Genomic DNA, 21,558 nt, shown 5'->3' with positions numbered 1-21,558 from the left:
TCGGGTTTTGGGAGGAAGTATGAGCCAGGTAACACGTCGTAAGCTTCTCAAAGCAGGTGCAGCAGCAGGTGCGGCGGCAGCCAGCAGCGCCTTTGCCCAGGAGTTTTTCAGCAAACCCAGCAGCGTGCTGGGGCCGGCCAGGGGCAACCGCGTGGTGATCATTGGCGGCGGCTGGGGCGGGGTGAGCACCGCCCGGCATCTGCGGCGCAAGAACCCCAACATCGAGGTGGTGCTGATCGAGAAGAACCCCGCCTTTATGTCCTGCCCCATGAGCAACCTGTACCTAGGCGGGGTCAAGGATCTCGACTTTATCGTCTTCGACTACGCCAACGTGGCCCGGGCCGGGGTCACCATCATCAACGAGCGGGCCATTGAGGTCAACCGGGCGGGCCGCTATGTGCGCACCACCAGCGGCCTGGTCTTCTACAACTACCTGGTGGTCTCACCCGGCATCGACTACATGTACGAGGCCATCCAGGGCTATAGCGAGGTCAAGCAGTTCCTGCCGGTGGGCTTCAAACCCTGGGAGCACATCGCCCTCAAGCGCCAGCTTGACAATTTCGAAGGCGGCGATCTGGTGCTGGCCATTCCCAGGCCCCCCTACCGCTGCCCCCCAGGGCCCTATGAGCGGGCGGCCATGCTGGCCTACTACCTCAAAACCAACCAGATCAAGGGCAAGGTGATCGTGCTGGACGCCAACCCCGGCCCCATCTCCAAAGGCCCCGGCTTCACTGCGGCCTACAACGATCTCTACAAGGACTACATCCAGTACATCCCCCAGGCCGAGGTCACGGCCATTGACTACGCCAGGAAGGAGGTCAAAACCTCCCTGGGTGAGTTCAAGTTCGACCTGGCCAACATCATCCCGCCCATGAAAGCCGGGGAAATTGTGCGCACCGCAGGGCTGGGCGACCGCTGGGCCAACGTGCGGCTGCCCACCTTCCTCTCCGAGCGGGACGACCGGGTTTACATCATCGGCGACGTGATCGGCAACGTGCCCTACCCCAAGAGCGGGCAGGTGGCCTACAACGACGGTAAGATCATCGCCGAGCACATCGCCCAGCGCATCGCCGGTAAGCGCCTGGATGAGATTGCCAACCCGCTGCCCGACAACATCTGCTACAGCTTCGTGAGCAACGAGGAGTCCATCTGGGTCTCGCACAAGCACAACTGGGACGAGGCCGCCCGGCAGGTTCGGCAGCAATCCACTGTAGACAACAACCGCTCCAAGCCCAACGGAGCCCTGGCGCTGGAATGGGCCCGGGGCCTGTGGAGCGACATGTTTGGCCCAGGCGCCTGAGCCTGCGGCACGGGGTGGGGGCCGCGTCTACCCCACCCCATCCAAGGAGAACGCATCGAATGAACCGTCGAAAACTGCTGCAACTTCTGAGCAAAGGAGCGGCCGCCGGAGCCTTTGTAAAGCTCTCCGGGGGCCTGGCCCAGAGCAAAATTCCCCAAGGCGCTACCGAGACCATGAAGGTGTTGGGAACCACCCTGCGCGAGTACGGCGAGCGCAGTGAATTCGAAAAGGACGTGATCCGCTACATCTCGCCCAACCTGCGCAGCCGCCACACCGGGGCCAGCTTTGCCCCCTTGGAGAAGCTCGAGGGCGTCGTCACCCCCAGCTCGCTGCACTTTGAGCGGCACCACGCCGGGGTGCCCAACGTCAACCCGGCCGAGTACCGGCTGGTGATCCACGGGATGGTCGAGCGGCCCCTGATGTTCACCCTGGAGGATCTCAAGCGCTTCCCCTCGGTGACCCGCACCTACTTCATCGAGTGCGCCGGCAACGGGCAGAACGGCTACCGCAACCCCCCCGATATGACCCTGACCGCCACCCGCAGCCGGGGCCTGGTCTCCAACTCCTCCTGGACGGGGGTACCCCTCTCCATCCTGCTCAAGGAGGCGGGCCTCAAGGAGGGTGCCCGCTGGCTGATTCCCGAGGGGCAGGACGCCGCCGCCTACACCCGCAGCCTGCCCTTAGAGAAGGCCCTGGACGATGTGCTGGTGGCCTACGCCCAGAACGGCGAGGCCATCCGGCCCGAGCAGGGCTACCCGGTGCGCCTGGTGGTGCCGGGCTGGGAGGGGAGCATCCAGGTCAAGTGGCTGCGGCGCATTCAGGTGACCGACACCCCGGTGATGAGCAAGGACGAGACCTCGGAGTACACCGACGTGATGGCCGATGGCAAGATCTATGCTTTTACCTGGGTGATGGATCCGGAGTCCATCATCACCTATCCTTCGGGGTTGCAGCAGATTTCGCGGGGCTTCCACGAGATTCGCGGCCTGGCCTGGAGCGGCCACGGGCGCATCCGCCGGGTGGAGGTCTCGCTGGACGGCGGCCAGACCTGGAAACAGGCCAGCCTCGAGCCCGCCCCCGACGCGCTCTCGGTGGTGCGCTTCAAGTACAACTGGGTCTGGGATGGCCGCGAAACGGTGATCATGAGCCGGGCCTGGGACGAAAAAGGCAACACCCAGCCCACCCAGGAGGAGTTTTTTGCTAAGTGGGCCCGCAACAACCGCTACCACTACAACGCCATCCAGGCCTGGCGGATCGGGGCCGATGGCAAGGTGGTCAACGGCGACAAGACCCTGGCCGGGGCCCCCGCCCGGCTCGGCGCGGTGGGCCGGGGCGGCTGTGGAGGTGAGTCGTGATGCGGCGCAAGTGGTTCTACCTAGCCCTTTCAGCCCTGGCCCTCTCGGCTCTGGTGCTGGCCCAGGGGCGTTATCAGATCGGCACCCCCTTAAGCGAGCAGGAGGTGCAGCAGTGGAACATCCGGCCCTCCATCCTGGCCAACGGGGTGGGTCTGCCCCCCGGCCAGGGCACGGTAGACGAGGGGGCCAGGGTCTATGCCACCCACTGTGCGAGCTGCCACGGGGCCACCGGCGAAGGGGGGGCCTTTACCCGGCTGGTCTCCGAGCCCTTCCCCATCACCAAAGATGTGGACTCGGTGGACTTTGCCATCGGGAACTACTGGCAGTACGCCACCACCCTCTTCGACTACACCCGCCGGGCCATGCCCTTTGCCACACCGGGCATCCTCAGCGACGATGAGGTGTACGCAGTGGTGGCCTATATCCTTTATCAAAACGGGATCATCGACGGCAGCGAACCCATGAACGCCCAGACCCTACCCAAAGTACAGATGCCCGCCCGCGCCCTGTTGGAGCTCGACCCCAACACCCAGAAACGCTTCCCCTGGATCAAGCTCCCTTGAGGTTAAGCATGGATCGACGCAATTTTCTTGACCTACTGGCTAAAGGCACCTCGCTGGGCCTGCTGCTCAAGCTTTCGCCCTTGGGGATGCTCGAGTTTGTACGGGCCCAGTCCAGTGCCACCAGCTTTCAAAAAGCGCTCCTGGTAGACAAGGCTGGCAACCCCTTCAAGCTGAGCACCCTCAAGCCCCACGAGCCCTTTGTTTTTGCCTACCCCTTTGCAGCCACCCCCAATATCCTGGTTAATGTGGACGCCGAGCTCTCCCCGGTAGACGTGAAGATGCCGGATGGCAAGAACTACCGCTGGCCCGGGGGGGTGGGCAAGGGCAGGAGCATCGTGGCCTACACCAGCATCTGCCCCCACGGCTACAGCTACGCCGCCCCCAACCTGGGCGCCATGGGCTATTACAAGCCCGAAGGGAACCGCGGCCCCCGCATGGTCTGCTGCGCCCACCTTTCGTCCTTCGATGTGACCCGGGGCGGCGAGGTCAAAGGAGGGCCCGCCCCCCACGCCCTGGCTGCGGTGGTGCTCGAGTACGACGCTGCCAAAGACGAAGCCTACGCCGTGGGCTTTTTGGGCAACCCCCAGTTTGATGGCTTCTTCCGGGCCCAGAGCCAGGCCCTGCGCGACCTATTCCGCACCACCGCCCGGGCCCGCGAAGAGGTAAGCAAAGCCACTGTCATCCCCTACGCCGAGCACACCAGGGTGCCCACCACCTGCCCGGTTCTGGGGTAGCCCTCGAGCCCAGACCATGACCCTGAGCCTCCCCATCGCTTTCCTGGCCGGCGTTCTCTCGTTCCTGTCGCCCTGCGTGCTCCCCCTGGTGCCCACCTACCTGCTGTACCTGGGGGGGCAGCAGGGCCGCCCCATCCGCAACGCCCTCTTCTTTGTGCTGGGCTTTTCGGCCATCTTCTTTTTGCTGGGCCTGCCCTTTACCCTGCTGGGGAGCTTGCTCTTTGAGTACCGCGACCTGCTTTCGCGCATTGGGGGTGGGGTGCTGATTCTGCTGGGGCTCTATATGCTGGGCCTCAGGCCCCGGTGGGGGGTGAACCTGCGCTATGAGGGCCCCACCGACCGGCCCTGGGGGGCTTTTGTGCTGGGCATCGTGCTGGGGCTGGGCTGGACACCCTGCATTGGCCCTATTCTGGGGGGCATCCTCACCCTCACCGCCACCGGCGGGGGCATCCACCTGCTGGTGGCTTATATCCTGGGATTGGCCGTACCTTTCTTGCTGGTGGCCCTCTTTGCCGAGCGGGCTCGAGCCTTCCTGAGGCGCGCCGCCCGCCTTTCCCATGCGGTGGAGCTGGTGGCCGGTGTGGTGCTGATCGCCGTGGGCGTTCTCCTAATCACCGGCACCTTTACCCAGCTCAATAGCTTCTTCCTCAGAATCACCCCCGAGTGGCTGCAAAAACTGCTGTGAGCGGAGGAACAGATGAAGCCAAGCAGGCCCAAGCTGGATGGCACCTTTACCGACCTCGAGGCCCTGGAAGGCCTCCTACGTCGGCTCAAGCGCATTGAGGGCCAGGTGCGGGGCTTGCAGCGGATGGCCGAGGAAGGGCGGCCCTTTAGCGAACTGCTGGATCAGATCAACGCAACCCGCAAAGCCATGGACGCGGTAGCCGGGGTGGTGTTGGAGGAATACCTGAATGCCTGGGAGGCCCAGGCTGCAGCGGACGACACGGAGATGAGCAAGGGCCACATCGCCATGATTCTGCGCAAGATAATTTGAAGGCCAAGGCATCTCGATAGAAAAACACCCAGACCCTATTGGCCTGGGTGTTTGGCTTGTGGGGTTTATACCGGATTCAAAAAGATAATCTTCAAACAAGAAACATTCAGAGGCTATCTTTTTGAATCCTAGAGCACTCCCGTCGGTCGGGTTAGTTCGCCGCCATCCGGCGCCGAACTAACCGAATCTGGTATTACTTCAAGCCCAGCTTGTTGCGGGCCTCGAGCACCTGCGCCGCGGTGAGGGTCTTGGCGCGCTGGGCCCTGACCTCTGCTGCGGTAAAGGGCTGCTGGCCGGCGGGGAACCTGTTGCCCCACTGGGTGGAGATGTGATTGAGCAGGCCCGCGATATCTTCGTCCTTGAGCTGAGCATAGGCCGGCATAACCCCCTGGTACCTGGTGCCTTTCACGGTAATCTGCCCTTGCAGGCCATAGAGGAGCACCTGAATCAGGTATTCGCGGCCACCCTTGGCCGCCAGAATTTCGGGTACGTGGCCGGCCAGCGGGGGGAAGACCCCAGGGATACCAGCGCCGTTGGGCTGGTGGCAGCCCTGGCACTGGGCGTAAAGGGGACTGGCCTGGGCAATGGCTGTCTGTGCACTGAAGACATAAGCGCCCAAACCTAGCAGTACCACCGCTGAAGAAAGAAAGAGCGAGATGTTACGCTTGATCAAGTTGCATCACCTCAGAGGTCATAGTATGTGCCCAAAAAATCGATTTGCAAGCTACTTTTGGTTATTTTGCGAATAACCAGAGGTTATCTGCCAAACAAAATGCCGGCAGCCAAGGATCTGTAGGGCTTTTTCAGGCCTGCTCGAGGCGGTTCACGCGCGGCCCACCGTGCCCATCAGCTCGAACTTTTCCCGAATAACCTGCTTGAGGTACTCGCGCCCCTTGCCCAGGATCTTGCGCGGGTCGAACTCCTTGGGGCTGCCCACCACCACCTCGCGGATCCCGGCGGTCAGGGCCAGGCGCAGGTCGGTGTCGATGTTGATCTTGGCGATGCCGTTGGGAATGGCCTTCCTGATGTCCTCGTCGTGGATGCCGGTGGGGTCGCCCAGGTCGGCTCCGGTGGCGGCCATCTTGTCCTTGAGCCACTGCGGCACCCCCGAGGAGCCGTGCAGCACCAGGGGGATGGATACCTTAGCGGCGATCTGCTCGAGGCGGGCGTGGTCGATGTAGGGCCGCCCCTTGCCCTTGTAGGCCCCGTGGGAGGTGCCGATGGCGATGGCCAGGTAGTCAATTCCGGTGGCCTCCACGAAGCGCGCGGCCTCCTCGGGGTCGGTGAGAAAAGCATCTTTGGCATCCACCACGATGTTGTCCTCGATGCCCTGCAGGCGCCCCAGCTCGGCCTCCACGCTCACCCCCACGGCATGGGCCGCCTCCACGCACTTTTTGGTCTCGCACACGTTTTCCTCGAAGGGGTGGTGCGAGGCGTCGATCATCACGCTGGTAAACCCAGCCCGGAGGGCCTGCAAGACCATCTTGTAGTCGGCCCCGTGGTCGAGGTGCAGCACCACCGGGACGCTGACCCGGCTGGCCATATCGCGCACCAGGTTGGACAGGTTTTCCAGTCCGGCGTATTTGCGGGCCCCATCCGAGACCTGGATGAAGACCGGGGCGCGCAGGGCTTCGGCGGTCTCGAGGATGGCCTGGGTGATCTCGAGGTTGTTGGTGTTGAAGCTGGGCACGGCGTAGCCTTCACGCCGTGCTTTGTCGAGAACGTCTTTACCTAGAGCCAGCGGCATATACCTCTCCCATCAGTTTTTCCATATTTTCGGCCACCGGCCGGTTATTAAACAAGGCGCTCCCGGCCACCACCACATCGGCCCCGGCCCGGTAGACCTCGGCCACATTCTCGGGCTTGATGCCCCCGTCTACCTGGATCAGGCAGGCCGGGTTCAGTTGCTGGCGCAGGCCGCTCAGCCGGCGGATGCGCTCGGTGCTGGCAGGGATGTACTTTTGCCCACCAAAGCCGGGGTTCACGCTCATCAGCAAGGCCAGGTCGAGCTCGGGCAGCAGGGGTAGCAAAGCCTCGAGGGGGGTGCCAGGGTTGATGGCCAGACCGGCTTTCTTGCCCAGCTCCTTGATCTGCTGCACCGCCCGGTGGGCGTGGGGGGTGGCCTCGTGGTGCACCGTGATCCAGTCAGCCCCGGCCCGGGCGAAGTCGGCCAGGTAGCGCTCAGGCTCCACGATCATCAGGTGCACGTCCAGGGGCAAGGCCGTGACCTTGCGGATGGCCTCCACCACCAGCGGGCCAAAGGTCAGGTTGGGCACGAAGCGCCCGTCCATCACGTCCAGGTGAATCCAGTCCACCCCCGCGGCCTCGGCCTCGCGGATCTGTTCGCCCAGGCGGGCAAAATCGGCGGTGAGGATGGAGGGGGCTACCAGGAGTTTAGGCATAACTACCCAATCATACGCGATGACCCGGTGGGCGGCCCCATCCCAGCAACGGCCGATCCCACCACCCCGAGGAAGCCTGGACAGTGTTGTAGCAGCGAAAGGCCTGATTTTATCATTTTTTATAATATCTACTTATGAATGGACGCCGCCCCTTCCCCAACCCTCAGGCCCTGCGGGTGTTTTTGTGCGTGGCCCAGGAGGGCAGCGTGGGCCGCGCGGCCCTGAGCCTGGGCATGACCCAGCCGGGGGTAAGCCAGCACTTGCAGGCGCTGGAAACCCAGATCGGCCAGGCCCTGTTCCACCGCCAGGGTCGCCGGCTGGTGCTTACCAAAACGGGGCAGGATCTGCTACCCCAGGCCCGCCGGGTGGTGCAGGCCCTGGAGGAGTTTGTGCAGGCCGCCCAGGCCCTGGAGCGCCTCGAGCGGGGGCGGGTGGAGATCGGGGCCGCGACCACCATGGCGGTGTACGTGCTGCCGCGCTACCTGACCGAGTTCAAACGACTTTACCCGGAAATCCGCATCAAACTGGAGAGCGGCAGTTCTGAGCGCCTCACGCAGCGGCTGTTGCAGGGCGAGCTCGAGCTGGCCGTGGTGGAGGCCGTGGAGCACCTCGAGGGCTTTGAGCGGCAGCTTTTCTACGAGGACGAGCTGGTGGTGATCGTCCCCCCCGAGCACCCCTGGGCCCGAAAGGAAGAGATCGCCCCGGAACAACTGGCCGAGGTTCCGCTGATTGTGCGGGAGCCGGGGGCCATGACCTTCCGGGTGCTGGGATCGGCGCTGGAGCAGGCCGGCCTCGAGGTCAACCCCATCTTCTACACCGACAACCACGAGGTCACCAAGCGGCTGGTGCTCGAGGGGGCCGGGGTGGGTATCGTCTCGAGTGTGGTGGTGCGGCCCAACGTCCGGGTAGGCAACCTGCGAGCCTTGCGCCTGAAGGGGCTGGAGCTGCGCCGGCTCTTCTGGCTGTTCTACCCCAAAGAGCTGGGCAACCCCGCTGCCGAGGCGCTAAAAAACACGCTGCTTTCCTGATCGCGTTTACCACAATGGCCGGCCCCACGTTGGCAGGCAATTCACCCAGTACAGCAAAATACGCTGTACGGAATATTGGTGGGAAACGCTCTAGTCTACCCGGTTCTGTTGCGAGGCCAGCCGGTGGTGAATCTGGCGGGTAAGCCACCAGACCGCGGCCATCACCCCAGGGATGGACAGCCCTGCCGCCAGTTCGGGCGAGATGGGCAGGCCGGCCTCCTTACCGGCCTTGAAGAGGTAGTACAGAAGGCCCACCACATAGTAGGAGATGGCCGCAATGGAAAGCCCCTCCACGGTGCGCTGGAGCTGGTACTGCATCTCCTGGCCGCGTTTGAGCTTGTGCAACAGCTCCTGGTTCTGGGTCTCGAGGGCGATGTCCACGCGGGTGCGCAGCAAGGCCCCGGCCCGCTCGATGCGCTGGGAAAGGGCGGCCAGGCGCTGGGCGGTGGACTCCACTGTGGCCATGGCTGGACTGAAGCGGCGCTGCAAGAACTCACCGATGGTCTGGATGCCGGGGATGGGGGCCTCACGCAGTTCGGCTAGCCGGGCTTTGACCAGGGCGTGGTAGGCTGCGCTGGCGCTAAAGCGGTAGCTGTGCTCGGCCATGGCGTGCTCAACCCGAGCGGCCAGGGCCTCGAGCTCGTCCAGCAAACCAGCATCGGCCTGGTTGGTGTCGCGAATGCGGGCCGTCATCCCGGCCAGGGCCCGCTCTGACTCCAGCAGCATGGGACGCAAAGCCCGGGCCAGCGGATAGCCCAGCAATGCCATCATGCGGTAAGCCTCCATCTCCAGAAGCCGGGCTGCAATGCGGCCTGCCCGGGTCTCGCTGGTGCCCGGTGGGGCCACCACCACCATTTGCTCAAAGCCGTCCGGCCGAAGAAGGAAGTCGGTCACAGCGCAGCTATGGCCATTCCGGCCCATCAGCGAGGCCACCACGCTGTGCACACCCAGCCAGGGGCAGGCCAGGGTCAGGGCCTCCTCCACCGCCCCGTGCAGCATGATCAGCTTGACCGCCGAGAGGGTGCGGCCGGGGATGCTGCGCAGCCAGCTTGCATCCACAATCAGGTGGCCCAGCAGGTCGGCCTCGGGGCTGGCCTCGAGCGCAGGCAAGGGCTGGATCAGGGTATAGGTACTGAACTCGGTATGACGCTCCCAGCGCAGCGAGCCCCCTGGCAGATGCAGGCGCAGGTAGATGCCGGCGAGCTGGTCGAGCTCGAGCTCCCCCAACCCCGAAAGCCGCCGCAGGTGCTCGTACTCCTCCTCGCGCGAGAACCCTTCGTGCCGCACCGCCACCTGTACCACCAGGGCCGGGAGGCGGATGCGGGGGGTGGGGCGGGCGTGCAGTTCGTTGTGGAGCTCGTGGCGCAAAGGGTCGTCGGGCGGCAGCAGGCCAGCCTCGCGCACCATCACCTTATCCTGCCCCATACAAAATCCCCTCCATCACCCAAGAAAAACCCGGTCGGCCTCACCAACCGCCGGCTAGCTATAAGGGCCTGGGTTGCAGTCGATCCGAGGGCACCGATCATGTGTCTCCTTTCACACGACGGGCCTCGAGGCCAGTTTAGGCACGGCAAACCCAAACCATCAATCCCTTTCTTTGTTTTTTTGATAAAGAAAACTTATCATACTGGATTGGGTTAGCCCACCCCGAACCAGCCCAACCAAAGGGATACGCCTTCTTCGCCAAGCGTAGCGAGGGGGTGCGCTCTGGAATGCAAAAAGCCAGCCTCTGGAGGTCTTTGCTTTGGGTGATCATTTGAATCCGGCGTCAAATGCCCACGGGCAACAGGCGCCCACCCAGACCCGCATATCCGGGCATTCGCAGCCCTGAGGCCATGTCTGGCTTGTTTCTACGGTCCCTTGGGAGGGCGCAAGGCCCCCAGGCCCGCCCAGGCCCTAATGGAATAGAACACGACCCACAGCCAGAACACCCCCAACAGCCCGAGCAGCCCCCAGGCCAGCCCGCCCAGGAAGGCCGAGTCCAGTGCCCGGGCCAGCGCCAGCGTGGCCAGGGTAAAAGCCCCCAGGGGGAAGACAAACCCCCACCAGCCGGGGGCAAAGTGAAACTGCATCCGGCGGCACTCCACCAGCAGGGTATCCAGCAGCAGCAGCAGGCTGTAGGCCAGCCACCATACACCCAGCCCCCAGACCGCCAGCCCGATCACCGGCCAGGCCGCCCCATAGCTCTCCGGGATGAACCCGGCCTGCACCCCGCCCTCGAGCCAGCGCCAGGGGGCCAGCACCAAGAGGCCCACCGGGGCCAGCCCGATGAAGACCGAGGGCAGGAGGTGGGGCTCGAGGCGGCCATACCCATACAAGCGCTGCAAAAAGCTCGGCAGCACGAACAAGAACAGAAAAAGCCCAATCCCCAGGAACAGGCCGCTCACCACCCAAAGCTCCTTTTGCCAGGCTTTGGGAAAACTGGAAAGCCAGAGCCCCCCGGCCATGGGCACCAGCAAAGCCGAGACCGGCGGGATAAACCAGGCTCCACTGGCGGCCTCAATGGGCAGCCTGAGCCGGGTGCTCACCCAGTAGACCACCAACAGGCCCACCACAAAAATAAGCGGCGTCCCCAGCAGAAAAAGCCCCTGGCCCAGAGGAACTGCCCAGGGCCCTAAAGGCAGCGCCCGGGTGGCCAGGCTCAGCACCAGCAGGGCGATGGGCAGGGTGGGGAGCATCTGGGATAGCAGGGGATGCTGCAGGTCGGCCAGGGCAGCCTGGGGAAAGCGCAGGAGCTTGACCAGGTAGAGGCCCAGCAACCCCGCCATGGCCAGGAGGGCCAGCCCGTAAAGCGGTAGGGCCAGCCCCACCAGGCCGAACTGGGCCAGGGCCAGGGCCAGCACCCCCGTACCCATCACCGCGGCAAACCAGGCGGGGTTCAGGTAGCGCATGCTGGGCGCTGCTGGAACGGCCGCTTCCACGGGGGCTCCTTAGTGCACGGCGGCCTGCTCCTGCTCGGCCAGGTAGCGCTCGGCCATCATGGCCGCACGGGTGCCGGCCCCCACGCTGGTCGAAAGCTGACGGTAGATGGGGTCGGCCACATCGCCCGCGGCAAACAGCCCCGGCACCGAGGTGAAGATCTCGTCCCGCACCGCCACGTAGCCGTCGGGTCGGAGTTCCACCACCCCCTGCAAAAAGCCGGTGTTGGGCTCATGCCCGATGAAAACAAAGACCCCGTCGGTAGGGTGGTCGTAGACCTCGCCGGTCTTGAGGTTTCTAAGGCGCACCCCGGTCACGGTCTCCTCGCCCAGCACCTCCTCGACCACGGTATCCCAGATGAACTGCATCTTGGGGTGGGCCAGGGCCCGGGCCTGGGCGGTCTTGTTGGCCCGCAGGGTGTCGCGGCGGTGCACCAGGGTGACCTTATTGGCAAACTTGGTGAGGAAGAGGCCTTCCTCCACCGCGGCGTCGCCCCCACCCACCACCACCACTTCCTTGCCCCGGTAGAAGAAGCCGTCGCAGGTGGCACAGGTGCTCACACCCCGGCCATAAAACTTCTCCTCGCCGGGTACGCCCAGCTTCTTGGGGTTGGCCCCGGTGGCCAGAATTACCGTGCGGGCGCGGTAGTCCTGCTCGTAGCCCCGCACCACAAAGCCCTCCGGGGCTTTTTCCACGGCCCGGGCCTCGTCCATCACAATCTCGGCCCCAAAGCGTTTGGCCTGCTGCACCATGCGCTCGGATAGCTCGGCCCCGCTGATGGGCTCGGGGAAGCCGGGGTAGTTCTCCACCTCCTCGGTCTGGGCGATCTGGCCCCCCGGCAGGCCTTTTTCCAGGATGAGGGTTTTGAGGTTGGCCCGTCCGGTGTAGATGCCTGCGGTCAGCCCGGCGGGGCCGCCCCCGATGATCACCACGTCGTAGAGTTGGCTCATGCTTGGTCTCCTTGTGCCAGCCTAAGGCCGGCTCTTCATGGGTCAGTATAACATACCCCTGGGGGATATGTACTGCGGGACGTTTGCCCCTAGGGGGGGCCTGGCTATACTGGTTCCAGATATGTGGCCGGCCCCGGCTCGAGTCCACCGCACCCCCTGGGCTTTATTCCTGGCGGGGCTGGTGCTCCTGGTCTCGAGCCAGTACGCCCTGCGCGACCCGCGCAGCCAGGCCCTGCCGGTGAGTTTTTTGGCGGGTGCCGATGTCTGTACCTTTGCCACAGGGACTTCCCACACCCAGCCCACCCCCTCCCCCACCCACACCCACCAGCCCCACTGCCCCCTCTGCGTGATGGGGGGGTTCAGCGACGGGGTGGCGCCCCTGGTCTCGTTGCCGCTGCCCGTGCCGCCGAGGGCAGCAGGATTGGCGCCGCTCGAGACCGCCCAGCCCCCGGTGCAGCCGGTCTTTCCCCTGTTCAACCGGGGGCCGCCCCTGCTGGACTAGCACAACCGCCGCCCAAGGTTGGGGCCCGCAGGTAGCCCTGGGCCTACTACCTCAAAACCTGCTGCTTGCTGCTGTCCGCTCGTTCCCAGGACGAGACGTATTTCCTGTAGCCATGCTGATACTCCATCCCCCGGCGACCCTGCCGCCACTGCCCCCCGGCCAGACCGTGGTGCTCGAGGCCGGCCTGTACCGCGGCCCCTGGGTCATCACGGCCCCTGGGGTGCGCCTGGTGGCCCGTCCCGGTGCTGTGCTGGATGGGGGGGGCAAGGGCAGTGCCCTCACCCTCTCGGCCCCGGGGATTGTGGTGGAGGGCCTCGAGGTGCGAAACGTTGGGCCGGGCGACGACTTCTACGAGCCCGACGCCGCGGTGGTGCTCTACCGCTGCGAGGGCTGCCTGGTGCGGGGGCTGCGGGCCCAGGGGGTGACCGCGGGCATCCGGGTCGAGCAGTCCCACCGGGCCCGGGTCGAACACTCCCTTCTGACCGGCACCCAGGCCGCCCCCGGCCTCCAGGCCTACCGCAGCGACGACGTGGTCTTCCGGGCCAACCGTATTGCGAACTTCCTGGACAACCTCTATGTGGAATACGGCGAGCGGGTGGTGGTGGAGGAGAACCGGCTGGAGGGGGCCAAACGCTACGGGCTGCACCTGATGTTCTCCTACCGGGCGCGGGTGCGGGACAACCAGAGCCAGCGCAACCGGGTGGGCTCGGCGGTCATGCACGGGGCAGAGAACCGCCTGGAGGGCAACCTCTTCGCCCGGGAGGTAGGGCCTTTGCGCTACGGGCTGTTGTTGCAGGAGGAGTGGAAGGCGGTGCTGCGGGGGAACCGCTTTGAGGGGAACACCATTGGGCTTTTGTCCCTGGACTCGCGGGAGGTCTGGCTCGAGACCAACCGCTTTACTTCCAACGGCACCGCTCTGCTTTTCGCCCGCGAGACCGACCGGAACACCCTCACCGCCCAGCGCAACACCTTTGTGGGCAACCTCCACGACCTGGCGGTGGACGACCCCCAGGCCAGGGTGGCCCTCCGGGGCAACGCCTTCGACCGCGCCGCCCCCCTGCCGGTGCCCCACCTCCCCAGCAGCAGCTTCGCCCTGCTGAGCGCCCGGCAGCCCGACCTGAGCCTTTTTGCCCTCTCGCCCGGGGTGCTGCTCTGGGAGGCCGCCGAGGCCCGGGTGCCCGGCCTGCGCCTGCTGGCCCTGGCCGATCTCGAGGCCCAGTCCCTGCCCCCACCCCGGCCTGGCCTTTCGGCCGCCTGGCTGGGGCTGGCTTTGCTCAGCCTGTGGGGAGGTGTATGGTTGAGGTCATAGACCTGTCTAAAAAAGGGCGTCTGCAGGGCGTAGACCTTCATCTACCCGCAGGCAGCCTGGCCCTTCTGGGCCCCAATGGGGCAGGCAAGAGCACCCTTTTAGGCCTGCTGGCCGGGCGGCTCAGGCCCGATGGCGGCGTGGTGCGCCTCTTCGGCCACCCCCCCCGCAGCCTGGCGGCGGCCCGGGTGCGCGCCTACATCCCCCAGCACCTGACCTTCCCCTCCACCCTACGGGCCGAGGAGGTGCTGGAAGCCGCCCGTCGGCTCAAAGGGGCCAGCCCGGCCAGCAAGGAGGAGGCCATCTGGCGCATGGGCCTGCAAGACCGCCTCAAACAACCGGTTGCCCAGCTATCCGGGGGCTGGCGGCAGCGCCTGACCCTGGCCGCTGGCTTGATGGGGTATCCCCCGCTGTGGCTGTTGGACGAGCCGGCCTCGGCCCTGGACAGCGAGGGCCTGGCCTGCTTACAGGACTGGCTTGCGGCCCACCTGGCCATGGGCGGACTGGTGATACTTTCGGCCCATCGACAAGAGGAAATCTCACGCCTGGCCGAGCGGTACATCTACCTGGAAAACGGCCGGGTGGTTCGACAAGGAAGGATTGAGTATGCACAAGAACCGTCGTGAAGTGGTCAAGTTGCTTACGGCTTTAGGAGCTTCTAGCGCGCTGGCCCAGACCCTGGCCCAGCACATGCACCAGAACCATCAGCACAGCCCCTCTACGTCCCAGGCCATGGGCGTGACCGTCGCCCCCAAGCCCATCCCCTGGGAGAACGGCACCTGTGACTTCTGCGAGATGCCCCTCAAAACCCCTGCCCCCGGGGCCTGGATGGGCCGCACCTTTGCCCCTGGCTTCTTCGAGCAGACCTATAGCCAGATAGCCCTCAAGGAGCCGGCCAAGGGCCGGGAAGCCCACCACTTCGAGTCCATCGCCTGCATGGTGAACTACGCCTGGGTCTACGGCCTGCGCGATGGGGTGGAGGGCACCTTCTACGTAACCGACCGGGGGGCCTACGACCCGGCCAAGGGGCCGGCTGCAGTGAGCCTGATCCCAGCCCGCCAGGCCGTGTACCTGTGGGGTGAGAAGCGCGGCTGGGTGGTGATGGACGCAAAGATCGCCGCCTTCAAGACCCCCGAGGCCGCCATGGCCTTTGCTAAGGGCATCCCCGATCTGGGCCGCACCCGCATTTTGGACTGGCAGACCCTGCTGGACCTGGCCCCCCTGCCGGAGATGGGCCTGGTGAACCTGCTGGCCAAGCATTCCGGGCTGCTGAAATAAGCGCTATAGTCTGGGCGGGGGCAGAGTCTGCCCCCGCTTTTGGAGGAGCCCTGCAATGAAGCGACGTACCCTTATAAAAAGCCTGCTGGGCCTGCCCCTGGGGTTGGGCCTGCTCCAGCCAACCCTGGCCGCACCCCGCCCCCTGCGGGTGGGGGTGGATGCCTGCCCCTACTGCAATATGACCCTCCTGGATGCCCGCTATGCGGCCCAGATGGTAACCAGCACCGGCCGGGTCTACCACTACGACGACGTGGGCTGCCTGCTGGACCATCTGCTGGGCTACGGCGGGCCTAAGGCCACCCCGCGGGAGGTCTACGTGGCCGACTTTGCCGCCTCCGAGCGCCAGGCGGCCCGCTTCCTCCCCGCCCAGCAGGCCTATTTCCTCTACCACGAGCGCATCCGTACCCCCATGGGGACAGGCCTGCTGGCCTTTGCCAGCCCAGGGGCCCTCGAGGCCTACCTTCGGGAAAAACCCCAGCACGCCGGCGAACAGCTACGCTGGAACAACCTTTTAGCCAGGGGCCGCCAGCGGGCCTGGGTGCCCGGTTACGGAAGGTAGGGATGGCCCTGCTGCCCCTCTACGCCAGGGCCCTTCTGCGCAACCCCTGGGCCTTCGCCCCGTTTGGGCTTTTACCCCTGCTGGCCCTGGCCTTCCAGGGCCGGGGGGAGGCGGTGGCGGTGGTCTCGCTTTTCGCCGCGCTTTCGCTTCTTTTGCCCCCTCTGGTACTGGCCCTGGCCCTTCCCATGCTCACCCCACGGGAAGACTGGGCCTTCTGGGCGGGCCTGCCCCAAGGCCCGGCCCGGCTTTACCTGGGCGGGGTGCTGGGGGTGGGGCTGGGGCTGAGCCTACCCATCCTGGGGGGGCTGGCCCTGGCTGCCGGGCTTTTGGGGCTGGGGAGCAAGGCCGCCGGGCTGCTGCTTCTGAGCGGCCTGGGGCTTTTGTGGTTCTGGGTGGCCCTGGCCGGCTGGGTGGGGGCCGGCCTCGAGCCCGCCCGGGCCCTGGGGGTAGGCCTCCTGGTCTGGGGGCTGCTGGTGCTGGCTTACGACCCCTTGGTGGTGGGAATAGCGGTGGCCCTGCGGGAATACCCCCTGGAAAGGTTCTTGCTGCCGGCGGTGCTCCTAAACCCCCTCGAGCTTTTCCGGGTAGGGCTTCTCTATGCCCTCGAGGCCCCGGTGCTGGTGGGGCCCACCGGATACTTGCTCAGGGAGTTTCTGGGTTTTACCGGCGGTTTACTCCCTTTGGGGGTGGGTCTGCTGAGCGTCGGCGCGGGGCTTGTGGGCGCGGGCTGGCGCTTTGCCAGACGGGACAGATAGGGCTGTACGGCTTCTTACACATGCGCTCCTAGCCTGCGCTCACAATGGTGATTGGCATGAAAAGGTTTTTTCTTTCTGTTCTCTTTGTGCTCATCGGCTTAGCCCAGGCCCAGCCCACGCTAAAGCTCGAGCAGGGCTGGGTGCGGCGGGTGCCGGGCAACATCACCGCGGCCTACCTGGTGCTTTACAACCCCAGCAACCAGCCCATCCGCATCCTGGGGGCCAGCACCCCTATCGCCACCCGGGTGGAGTTCCACCAGACCACGCACGCCGGCCACGACGACCACCTGGACATCTCGGCCATGAAGCGGGTGGAAACCCTCACCGTGCCCGCTCGAGGCCGGCTGGAGATCCTGCCCGGCAAGTACCACCTGATGCTCTACGGCCTGCGCGACAAGAACCCCCGCCCCTTGCAGGAGGGGCAGAAGGTGCCGATAACCCTGAGGCTCGAGGGTGGGGCCACCCTCACCTTTACTCTCACCGCCCAGATGCGCTAGGCCGTTCGTACACCAGGGTTCAACGCCCACAACATTGGCTCGCCCATGCAACCCAGCCTACCGCGATGCATACCCTCTCGATTACGAAAAAATTGGTTCGGTACTTCTCTATTCAGAAGGTCATTTGCACATAATATCCCCCTGGGGTATAATGGCCCCGGATATGGCGCGCTTTATAAAAGTTGGGGTGGAGCGCCTGCATAGCGGGCTGGCCTGCCGTTTGCGTGGGTTTTCACTATGCCGGGTAGCCCCCTGGGTCGCGCTGCTGGCGCTGGGATGGGTGGTGCATAGCCGATGAAACTCACCCCGGATGCCCTCGTGCTGGGGCCTCTGGCCCTGAGCTGGCCCAACCTGGCCCTGCTGGTGGGCATTCTGGCCTTTATCTGGTTGGCTGCCCGGCAAGGCCTGGAAAGCAAAGCCTGGTGGGTCTTGCTGGCAGCGCTTTTGGCCGCCCGGACGGGCTATATGATGGCCCACCTCTCCACCTGGCCCAGCCTGGGGGCCGCCCTCCTGGGCATTGTGGACATCCGCAGCGGGGGCTGGAACTGGTGGGTGGGGCTTCCGGTGGGGGCTTTGGCCGCGGTCTGGCTCTTGCGCCAAGAAAGCCCACGGCTTTTGCTACCGGGCGGCGCGGCCCTGGCGCTGGCCTTGTTGCCCCTGGGGGTGCAGTTTAGCCTGACCCGGCCTGCCCAGATCCCCACCCTGCCCGCGGAGGCCAGCCGCGTGCTGCAGTACCTCGAGCCCGGCCAGACCCGGCCCCTGGAAGTGCGCTTTGCCGACCTCCCCAAACCCATGCTGCTCAACTTCTGGGCCACCTGGTGCCCCCCCTGCCGGGCCGAGATGCCCCTTTTGGTGGAGTACCAGCAGAAAGGTTACCCCATCGTGCTGCTCAACGCCGGCGAGGACGTAGGGGCCATCCAGGGCTTTTTAGCCCAGAGCGGGCTTTCGGCCCGGGTTTTCCTGGACAGCGCCGGCTTGCAGCGGGCCTTCCAGGTAAGCGGGCTGCCCACCACCCTGCTGATTGGCACCGATGGGAAGGTGCTGGCCCGCCACTTGGGGCCGGTGAACCGGGCCCAGCTCGAGCAGCTCTTGCGACGGCTGGAGTAAAAACCCCGCTGTTGGAAGGAGCGGGCACCTTGGGGTACGATACCCCCTGGGGATACGCCATGCGCACTGTCAAAAAACACGACCTCGAGGCCCGCACCCGCATCCTGAACCGGCTCAAGCGGCTGGAGGGGCAGGTTCGGGGCCTGCAAAAGATGGTGGAAGAAGACCGCGACTGCCGCGAAATCCTAACGCTGCTGGCTGGCATCAGAAGCGCCCTGGAAGCCACCGGCGACCTCATCTTTGAGACCTACCTGGAGGAGTGCCGGGCCGACCTAGCCAAAGGCCAGGGGGACACCAAAGCCATCGTAGAGGCCGTGCGCCTGCTGCGCGGCTAGACAGTACAGAGCCCTTGGAGGCCGGCTGCTATCGCAGGGGATGGGTTTGAGGGCTGTTGTGTTGGCGCAACCAGACCACAAAAAGCATGGCAAAAGCCCAGCTCAGCAAGAGCGCAGCCCCCACCAGACCCCAGGCCGGCCCGGGTAGGGGGGCGAGTCCCAGCACCGCCCGCAAGGGCTCCAGCGTCACGGTTAGGATCTGCAACCCGGCACTTGCCAGAAGAATCAGCAGCAAAATAGGGTTGCCTAGGGGGCGGCTGGTAGTCAGGCGCGAGGGCTGGGCAAACAGCAACTGGGCCAGCGACTCGTAGAGAAAAAGTGCCGAGCGTACCGCCACTGGAGCCAGCTGGTAGAGCGGTAGCAGGGCCAGCAAGGCCAGCCCCAGCCCGGCCTTGACCACCCCAGTACCCAGAATAAAGGCCAATGAGAAGCGATCCAGCAGGGGCTGGCGGGGGTGGTAGGGCGGACGATGCATAACCTCGGGATGCCGATCCAGGCTCAGCGCCAGGGCCGGTGGCCCGTCGGCGATGATGTTGATCCACAGCAGCTGCACCGCCGTGAGCGGCACCAGCAGCGCGCCGGCAGCATCGCGCAAACCCAGCAAGGCTGCCCCAATTACGCCCCCGGCCACCAACAGAACCAGGGCCACGTTGGTGGAAAAGAGGAAGCGGATGAAGGAGCGGATGTTTTCGTAGATGTTGCGCCCTTCTTCGACGGCGTTCACAATGGTGGCGAAGTTGTCGTCTAAGAGCACCAGGTCGGCCACCTCGCGGCTTACATCGGAGCCGCGCTGCCCCATCGCCACCCCCACATCGGCCCGTTTGAGGGCTGGGGCATCGTTGATTCCATCGCCGGTCATAGCCACAATCTCCCCCTGAGCCTTGAGCAGATTGACCAGGTGCAGCTTGTGCTCGGGGGAGACTCGAGCAAACACGTTAACCTCCTGCAGGGCCCGTTGCAGCCCCTCCGGGGTGTAGCTTTCAATATCTTCACCGGTCAGCACCCGCTGGCCCGGAATACCGACCTGCTGCGCCACCGCGAGGGCGGTAGCCGGGTGGTCGCCGGTGATCATCAGCACCCGAATGCCCGCTGCCTGGGCGCGGCGGATGGCCTCGGGTACTTCGGGCCGGGGCGGATCCCAGAGCAGGGCCAGCCCAAGCCAGGTCAGATGGTCTTCCCCTTCTCCTGGCCCCCAGGCAAAGGCCAGCAAGCGGTAGCCTTGGTGGGCGTAAGCCTCGATTTTCTCCTGCCACAGGGCCCGCTCGTGGGGCTCGAGCTGGCAACGGGCCAGCAGCACCTCGGGCGCACCCTTGAGATAGCTCACCACCTGACCGGCCTCCTCCACCGTAACCCGCATGTACTTCCAGGCGCTATCGAACGGGCGGCTGGACAGGCGGGGGTGCGCTTGGCGCAGGGCCGGCACATCCATCCCGGCCTTGCGTAGGTGCTCGAGCAGGGCCAGCTCGAGGGGGTCTCCCACCGGGCTGCCCGGCTCTGCGTCGGAGGCCAGCGCCATGGCCCGATGACCCCGCAACGGATCTGGCAGGTCGGTGGCCCGCACCTCCATCTGGTTCTGGGTTAGGGTGCCGGTTTTGTCGGTGGCAATCACCGTGACCGAGCCCAGGGCTTCCACCGCTGAAAGCCGCCTTACCACGGCCTTGCGTCCCGCCATGCGCTCTACCCCCAGGGCCAGGGCCAGGGTCAGAACGGCGGGCAGGCCCTCCGGCACAGCCGCCACCGCCAGGGCCACAGTGAACAGGAATGCCTTCGAAAAATGGGCGGTGCCCTCCGCCAGAAGGATACCGAGCAGCAACGCCAGGGCCAGCAGGCCCACCCAAAGGGCAACCTGATGCCCAAAAGCGTCCAGGCGCCGCTCGAGCGGGGTCTTTTCCATCCGGATACTGCCCAGCATCTCGGCCAGGCGGCCCATGGCGCTGTGGGGGCCGGTGCGGGTCAGCTCGATCCAGCCCGTGCCCCGCAGCACCAGGGTTCCAGAGAACACCTCCTCCCCCGGGCCCTTGTCCACCGGCACGCTTTCGCCGGTCAGCAGCGATTCGTCTACCATAAGGCCCTGGCCCTCCAGCAGCAGGCCATCGGCGGGAATGCGCTCTCCGGCCTCGAGCCGCACCAGATCGCCTGGCACTAGCTGCTGGCTGGGAACGCGGGACAGCACCCCTTGGCGCAGCACCCATACCTGCGGAGCTGCCAGGGCCTTGAGGCGGGCCAGGGCGTTTTCCGCCCGGCGCTCCTGCCAGACCCCCAGTCCTGCGTTGAAGAGCAGGATAATCAGGATCGCCAGCGCTTCAAAAGGGGCTCCCTGGCGGCCCTCGTAGAACCACAGGGCCAGCTCCACCAGCAGGGCGAAGAGCAGGATATAGATCAGGGGGCTTCTAAACTGACGAAGAAAGCGCCGCCAGAGGGGTTCTGGCGGCTGCTCGGGCAGGGTGTTGGGGCCATAACGGGCCAATCGATCCGCCGCCTCCCGTTGGGAGAGCCCCGTGCGCTTCATCAAGATCCCTCTCCGGGGTGACGCACCACCAGCACCGGCTTGCTGCTGCGCTGTAGAACCCTCTGCGTCACCGAGCCCAGCAGGAGCCGATCCAGCCCGCTGCGCCCGTGGGTGCCCATCACCACCAGGTCGTGCGCAGCGGCCTCCTCGGCAATGACCTGGGCGGCGTTGCCCTGCTTGAGCTCGGCCCTGGCCGGAACCCCCAGGTACTGGGCGAAGCCCTCGGCCCGCTCGAGGGCCTGCTTGCCGGCCACCTCGAGGTCGCGGGTCAGGTCGGGGTAGTAGGGGATGGTTTCGGGGCCAATCAGAATGCGCGGCACCACCGGCTCCAGCACATACAGCAAGGTGGCCTCGGCCCCCAGGCTTTTGGCCAGCTCGAGGCCTGCTTTAACGGCGGTCTCGCTGGGGGCGCTGCCATCGGTGGGAATCAGAATGCGTTTGTACATGGCTCCTCCTCGCGTTGCA

General features: G+C 65.5%; 25 protein-coding genes. 17 read left to right on the top strand and 8 right to left on the bottom strand.

Features of this window, described 5'->3' with window-relative positions; translation table 11 throughout:
* The first annotated feature begins 19 nt into the window (after positions 1-19).
* The 6 genes from MTAI_RS01135 to MTAI_RS01110 are packed head-to-tail and all read left to right on the top strand — an operon-like array spanning position 20 to position 4,946.
* Positions 20-1,300, top strand: a complete 1,281-nt coding sequence (locus MTAI_RS01135; RefSeq protein WP_027886569.1) for an FAD-dependent oxidoreductase — start codon at positions 20-22, stop codon at positions 1,298-1,300.
* A gap of 59 nt (positions 1,301-1,359) precedes the next feature.
* The gene (soxC, locus tag MTAI_RS01130; RefSeq protein WP_027886570.1) at positions 1,360-2,655 is read left to right on the top strand and encodes a sulfite dehydrogenase; all 1,296 of its coding nucleotides are present in this window, start codon (positions 1,360-1,362) and stop codon (positions 2,653-2,655) included.
* Positions 2,655-3,218, top strand: a complete 564-nt coding sequence (locus MTAI_RS01125; protein WP_027886571.1) for a c-type cytochrome — start codon at positions 2,655-2,657, stop codon at positions 3,216-3,218. The genes soxC and MTAI_RS01125 overlap by 1 nt, the downstream gene beginning before the upstream one ends.
* 8 nt (positions 3,219-3,226) lie before the next feature.
* Entirely contained in the window at positions 3,227-3,952 is a 726-nt protein-coding gene (locus tag MTAI_RS01120; RefSeq protein WP_027886572.1) for a Rieske (2Fe-2S) protein, read from the top strand.
* Between the two features lie 16 nt (positions 3,953-3,968).
* Positions 3,969-4,637 carry a cytochrome c biogenesis CcdA family protein gene (locus tag MTAI_RS01115; protein ID WP_027886573.1) on the top strand — a complete coding sequence of 223 codons (669 nt, stop codon included), beginning with the start codon at positions 3,969-3,971 and terminating at the stop codon, positions 4,635-4,637.
* Positions 4,638-4,649: 12 nt separating this feature from the next.
* Positions 4,650-4,946 carry a metal-sensitive transcriptional regulator gene (locus MTAI_RS01110; protein ID WP_043982128.1) on the top strand — a complete coding sequence of 99 codons (297 nt, stop codon included), beginning with the start codon at positions 4,650-4,652 and terminating at the stop codon, positions 4,944-4,946.
* A gap of 193 nt (positions 4,947-5,139) precedes the next feature.
* Here the strand turns inward: MTAI_RS01110 and MTAI_RS01105 are convergent, their stop codons facing one another.
* From MTAI_RS01105 to rpe, 3 genes are all read right to left on the bottom strand, one after another.
* A complete protein-coding gene (locus MTAI_RS01105) occupies positions 5,140-5,619 on the bottom strand; it encodes a c-type cytochrome (RefSeq protein ID WP_081698340.1) in 480 nt (159 codons plus the stop codon).
* A gap of 150 nt (positions 5,620-5,769) precedes the next feature.
* Positions 5,770-6,693 carry a class II fructose-1,6-bisphosphate aldolase gene (gene fba, locus MTAI_RS01100; protein ID WP_027886576.1) on the bottom strand — a complete coding sequence of 308 codons (924 nt, stop codon included), beginning with the start codon at positions 6,691-6,693 and terminating at the stop codon, positions 5,770-5,772.
* The gene (gene rpe, locus MTAI_RS01095) at positions 6,674-7,348 is read right to left on the bottom strand and encodes a ribulose-phosphate 3-epimerase (protein WP_027886577.1); all 675 of its coding nucleotides are present in this window, start codon (positions 7,346-7,348) and stop codon (positions 6,674-6,676) included. Before rpe ends, fba begins: the two co-directional genes overlap by 20 nt.
* A gap of 134 nt (positions 7,349-7,482) precedes the next feature.
* On the opposite strand from rpe, the gene MTAI_RS01090 reads away from it, so the two are divergent.
* On the top strand, positions 7,483-8,376 hold the full coding sequence (locus tag MTAI_RS01090; protein WP_027886578.1) for a LysR family transcriptional regulator: 894 nt from the start codon (positions 7,483-7,485) through the stop codon (positions 8,374-8,376).
* Between the two features lie 90 nt (positions 8,377-8,466).
* Here MTAI_RS01090 and MTAI_RS01085 read toward each other — a convergent pair whose 3' ends face one another.
* From MTAI_RS01085 to trxB, 3 genes are all read right to left on the bottom strand, one after another.
* Complete coding sequence (locus MTAI_RS01085) at positions 8,467-9,801, bottom strand: DUF3422 family protein (RefSeq protein WP_027886579.1); 1,335 nt, start codon at positions 9,799-9,801, stop codon at positions 8,467-8,469.
* Between the two features lie 425 nt (positions 9,802-10,226).
* The gene (locus MTAI_RS01080) at positions 10,227-11,297 is read right to left on the bottom strand and encodes an SLAC1 family transporter (RefSeq protein WP_027886580.1); all 1,071 of its coding nucleotides are present in this window, start codon (positions 11,295-11,297) and stop codon (positions 10,227-10,229) included.
* Between the two features lie 9 nt (positions 11,298-11,306).
* Positions 11,307-12,245, bottom strand: coding sequence for a thioredoxin-disulfide reductase (gene trxB, locus MTAI_RS01075; protein ID WP_027886581.1), 939 nt, complete (start codon positions 12,243-12,245; stop codon positions 11,307-11,309).
* Positions 12,246-12,366: 121 nt separating this feature from the next.
* On the opposite strand from trxB, the gene MTAI_RS01070 reads away from it, so the two are divergent.
* From MTAI_RS01070 to MTAI_RS01030, 10 genes are all read left to right on the top strand, one after another.
* The gene (locus MTAI_RS01070) at positions 12,367-12,747 is read left to right on the top strand and encodes a hypothetical protein (RefSeq protein ID WP_245453122.1); all 381 of its coding nucleotides are present in this window, start codon (positions 12,367-12,369) and stop codon (positions 12,745-12,747) included.
* A gap of 112 nt (positions 12,748-12,859) precedes the next feature.
* Positions 12,860-14,056 carry a NosD domain-containing protein gene (locus MTAI_RS01065; protein ID WP_052488372.1) on the top strand — a complete coding sequence of 399 codons (1,197 nt, stop codon included), beginning with the start codon at positions 12,860-12,862 and terminating at the stop codon, positions 14,054-14,056.
* The gene (locus MTAI_RS01060) at positions 14,041-14,679 is read left to right on the top strand and encodes an ATP-binding cassette domain-containing protein (RefSeq protein ID WP_027886673.1); all 639 of its coding nucleotides are present in this window, start codon (positions 14,041-14,043) and stop codon (positions 14,677-14,679) included. Before MTAI_RS01065 ends, MTAI_RS01060 begins: the two co-directional genes overlap by 16 nt.
* Positions 14,660-15,331: a nitrous oxide reductase accessory protein NosL gene (locus MTAI_RS01055; protein WP_027886582.1), complete on the top strand. Its 672-nt coding sequence runs from the start codon at positions 14,660-14,662 to the stop codon at positions 15,329-15,331. The genes MTAI_RS01060 and MTAI_RS01055 overlap by 20 nt, the downstream gene beginning before the upstream one ends.
* A gap of 55 nt (positions 15,332-15,386) precedes the next feature.
* Complete coding sequence (locus MTAI_RS01050; RefSeq protein ID WP_027886583.1) at positions 15,387-15,890, top strand: nitrous oxide reductase accessory protein NosL; 504 nt, start codon at positions 15,387-15,389, stop codon at positions 15,888-15,890.
* Positions 15,891-15,892: 2 nt separating this feature from the next.
* Positions 15,893-16,645, top strand: a complete 753-nt coding sequence (locus tag MTAI_RS01045; RefSeq protein ID WP_241768718.1) for a hypothetical protein — start codon at positions 15,893-15,895, stop codon at positions 16,643-16,645.
* 56 nt (positions 16,646-16,701) lie between these two features.
* The gene (locus MTAI_RS01040; RefSeq protein ID WP_027886585.1) at positions 16,702-17,142 is read left to right on the top strand and encodes a copper chaperone PCu(A)C; all 441 of its coding nucleotides are present in this window, start codon (positions 16,702-16,704) and stop codon (positions 17,140-17,142) included.
* 163 nt (positions 17,143-17,305) lie between these two features.
* Complete coding sequence (locus tag MTAI_RS15560) at positions 17,306-17,440, top strand: hypothetical protein (protein ID WP_280938738.1); 135 nt, start codon at positions 17,306-17,308, stop codon at positions 17,438-17,440.
* A complete protein-coding gene (locus tag MTAI_RS01035) occupies positions 17,437-18,249 on the top strand; it encodes a TlpA family protein disulfide reductase (RefSeq protein WP_027886586.1) in 813 nt (270 codons plus the stop codon). Before MTAI_RS15560 ends, MTAI_RS01035 begins: the two co-directional genes overlap by 4 nt.
* A 59-nt stretch (positions 18,250-18,308) precedes the next feature.
* Complete coding sequence (locus MTAI_RS01030) at positions 18,309-18,584, top strand: metal-sensitive transcriptional regulator (protein WP_027886587.1); 276 nt, start codon at positions 18,309-18,311, stop codon at positions 18,582-18,584.
* Positions 18,585-18,612: 28 nt separating this feature from the next.
* Here MTAI_RS01030 and MTAI_RS01025 read toward each other — a convergent pair whose 3' ends face one another.
* A complete protein-coding gene (locus MTAI_RS01025; RefSeq protein ID WP_027886588.1) occupies positions 18,613-21,093 on the bottom strand; it encodes a cation-translocating P-type ATPase in 2,481 nt (826 codons plus the stop codon).
* Positions 21,093-21,539, bottom strand: coding sequence for a universal stress protein (locus tag MTAI_RS01020; RefSeq protein ID WP_027886589.1), 447 nt, complete (start codon positions 21,537-21,539; stop codon positions 21,093-21,095). The genes MTAI_RS01025 and MTAI_RS01020 overlap by 1 nt, the downstream gene beginning before the upstream one ends.
* Positions 21,540-21,558 lie beyond the last annotated feature (19 nt).

It is taken from the genome of Meiothermus taiwanensis WR-220, assembly GCF_003568585.1.
GTDB lineage: Bacteria > Deinococcota > Deinococci > Deinococcales > Thermaceae > Meiothermus > Meiothermus taiwanensis.
The sequence above is the reverse complement of the archived record's forward strand: the minus strand, read 5'-3'. Positions and strand labels throughout refer to the sequence as shown.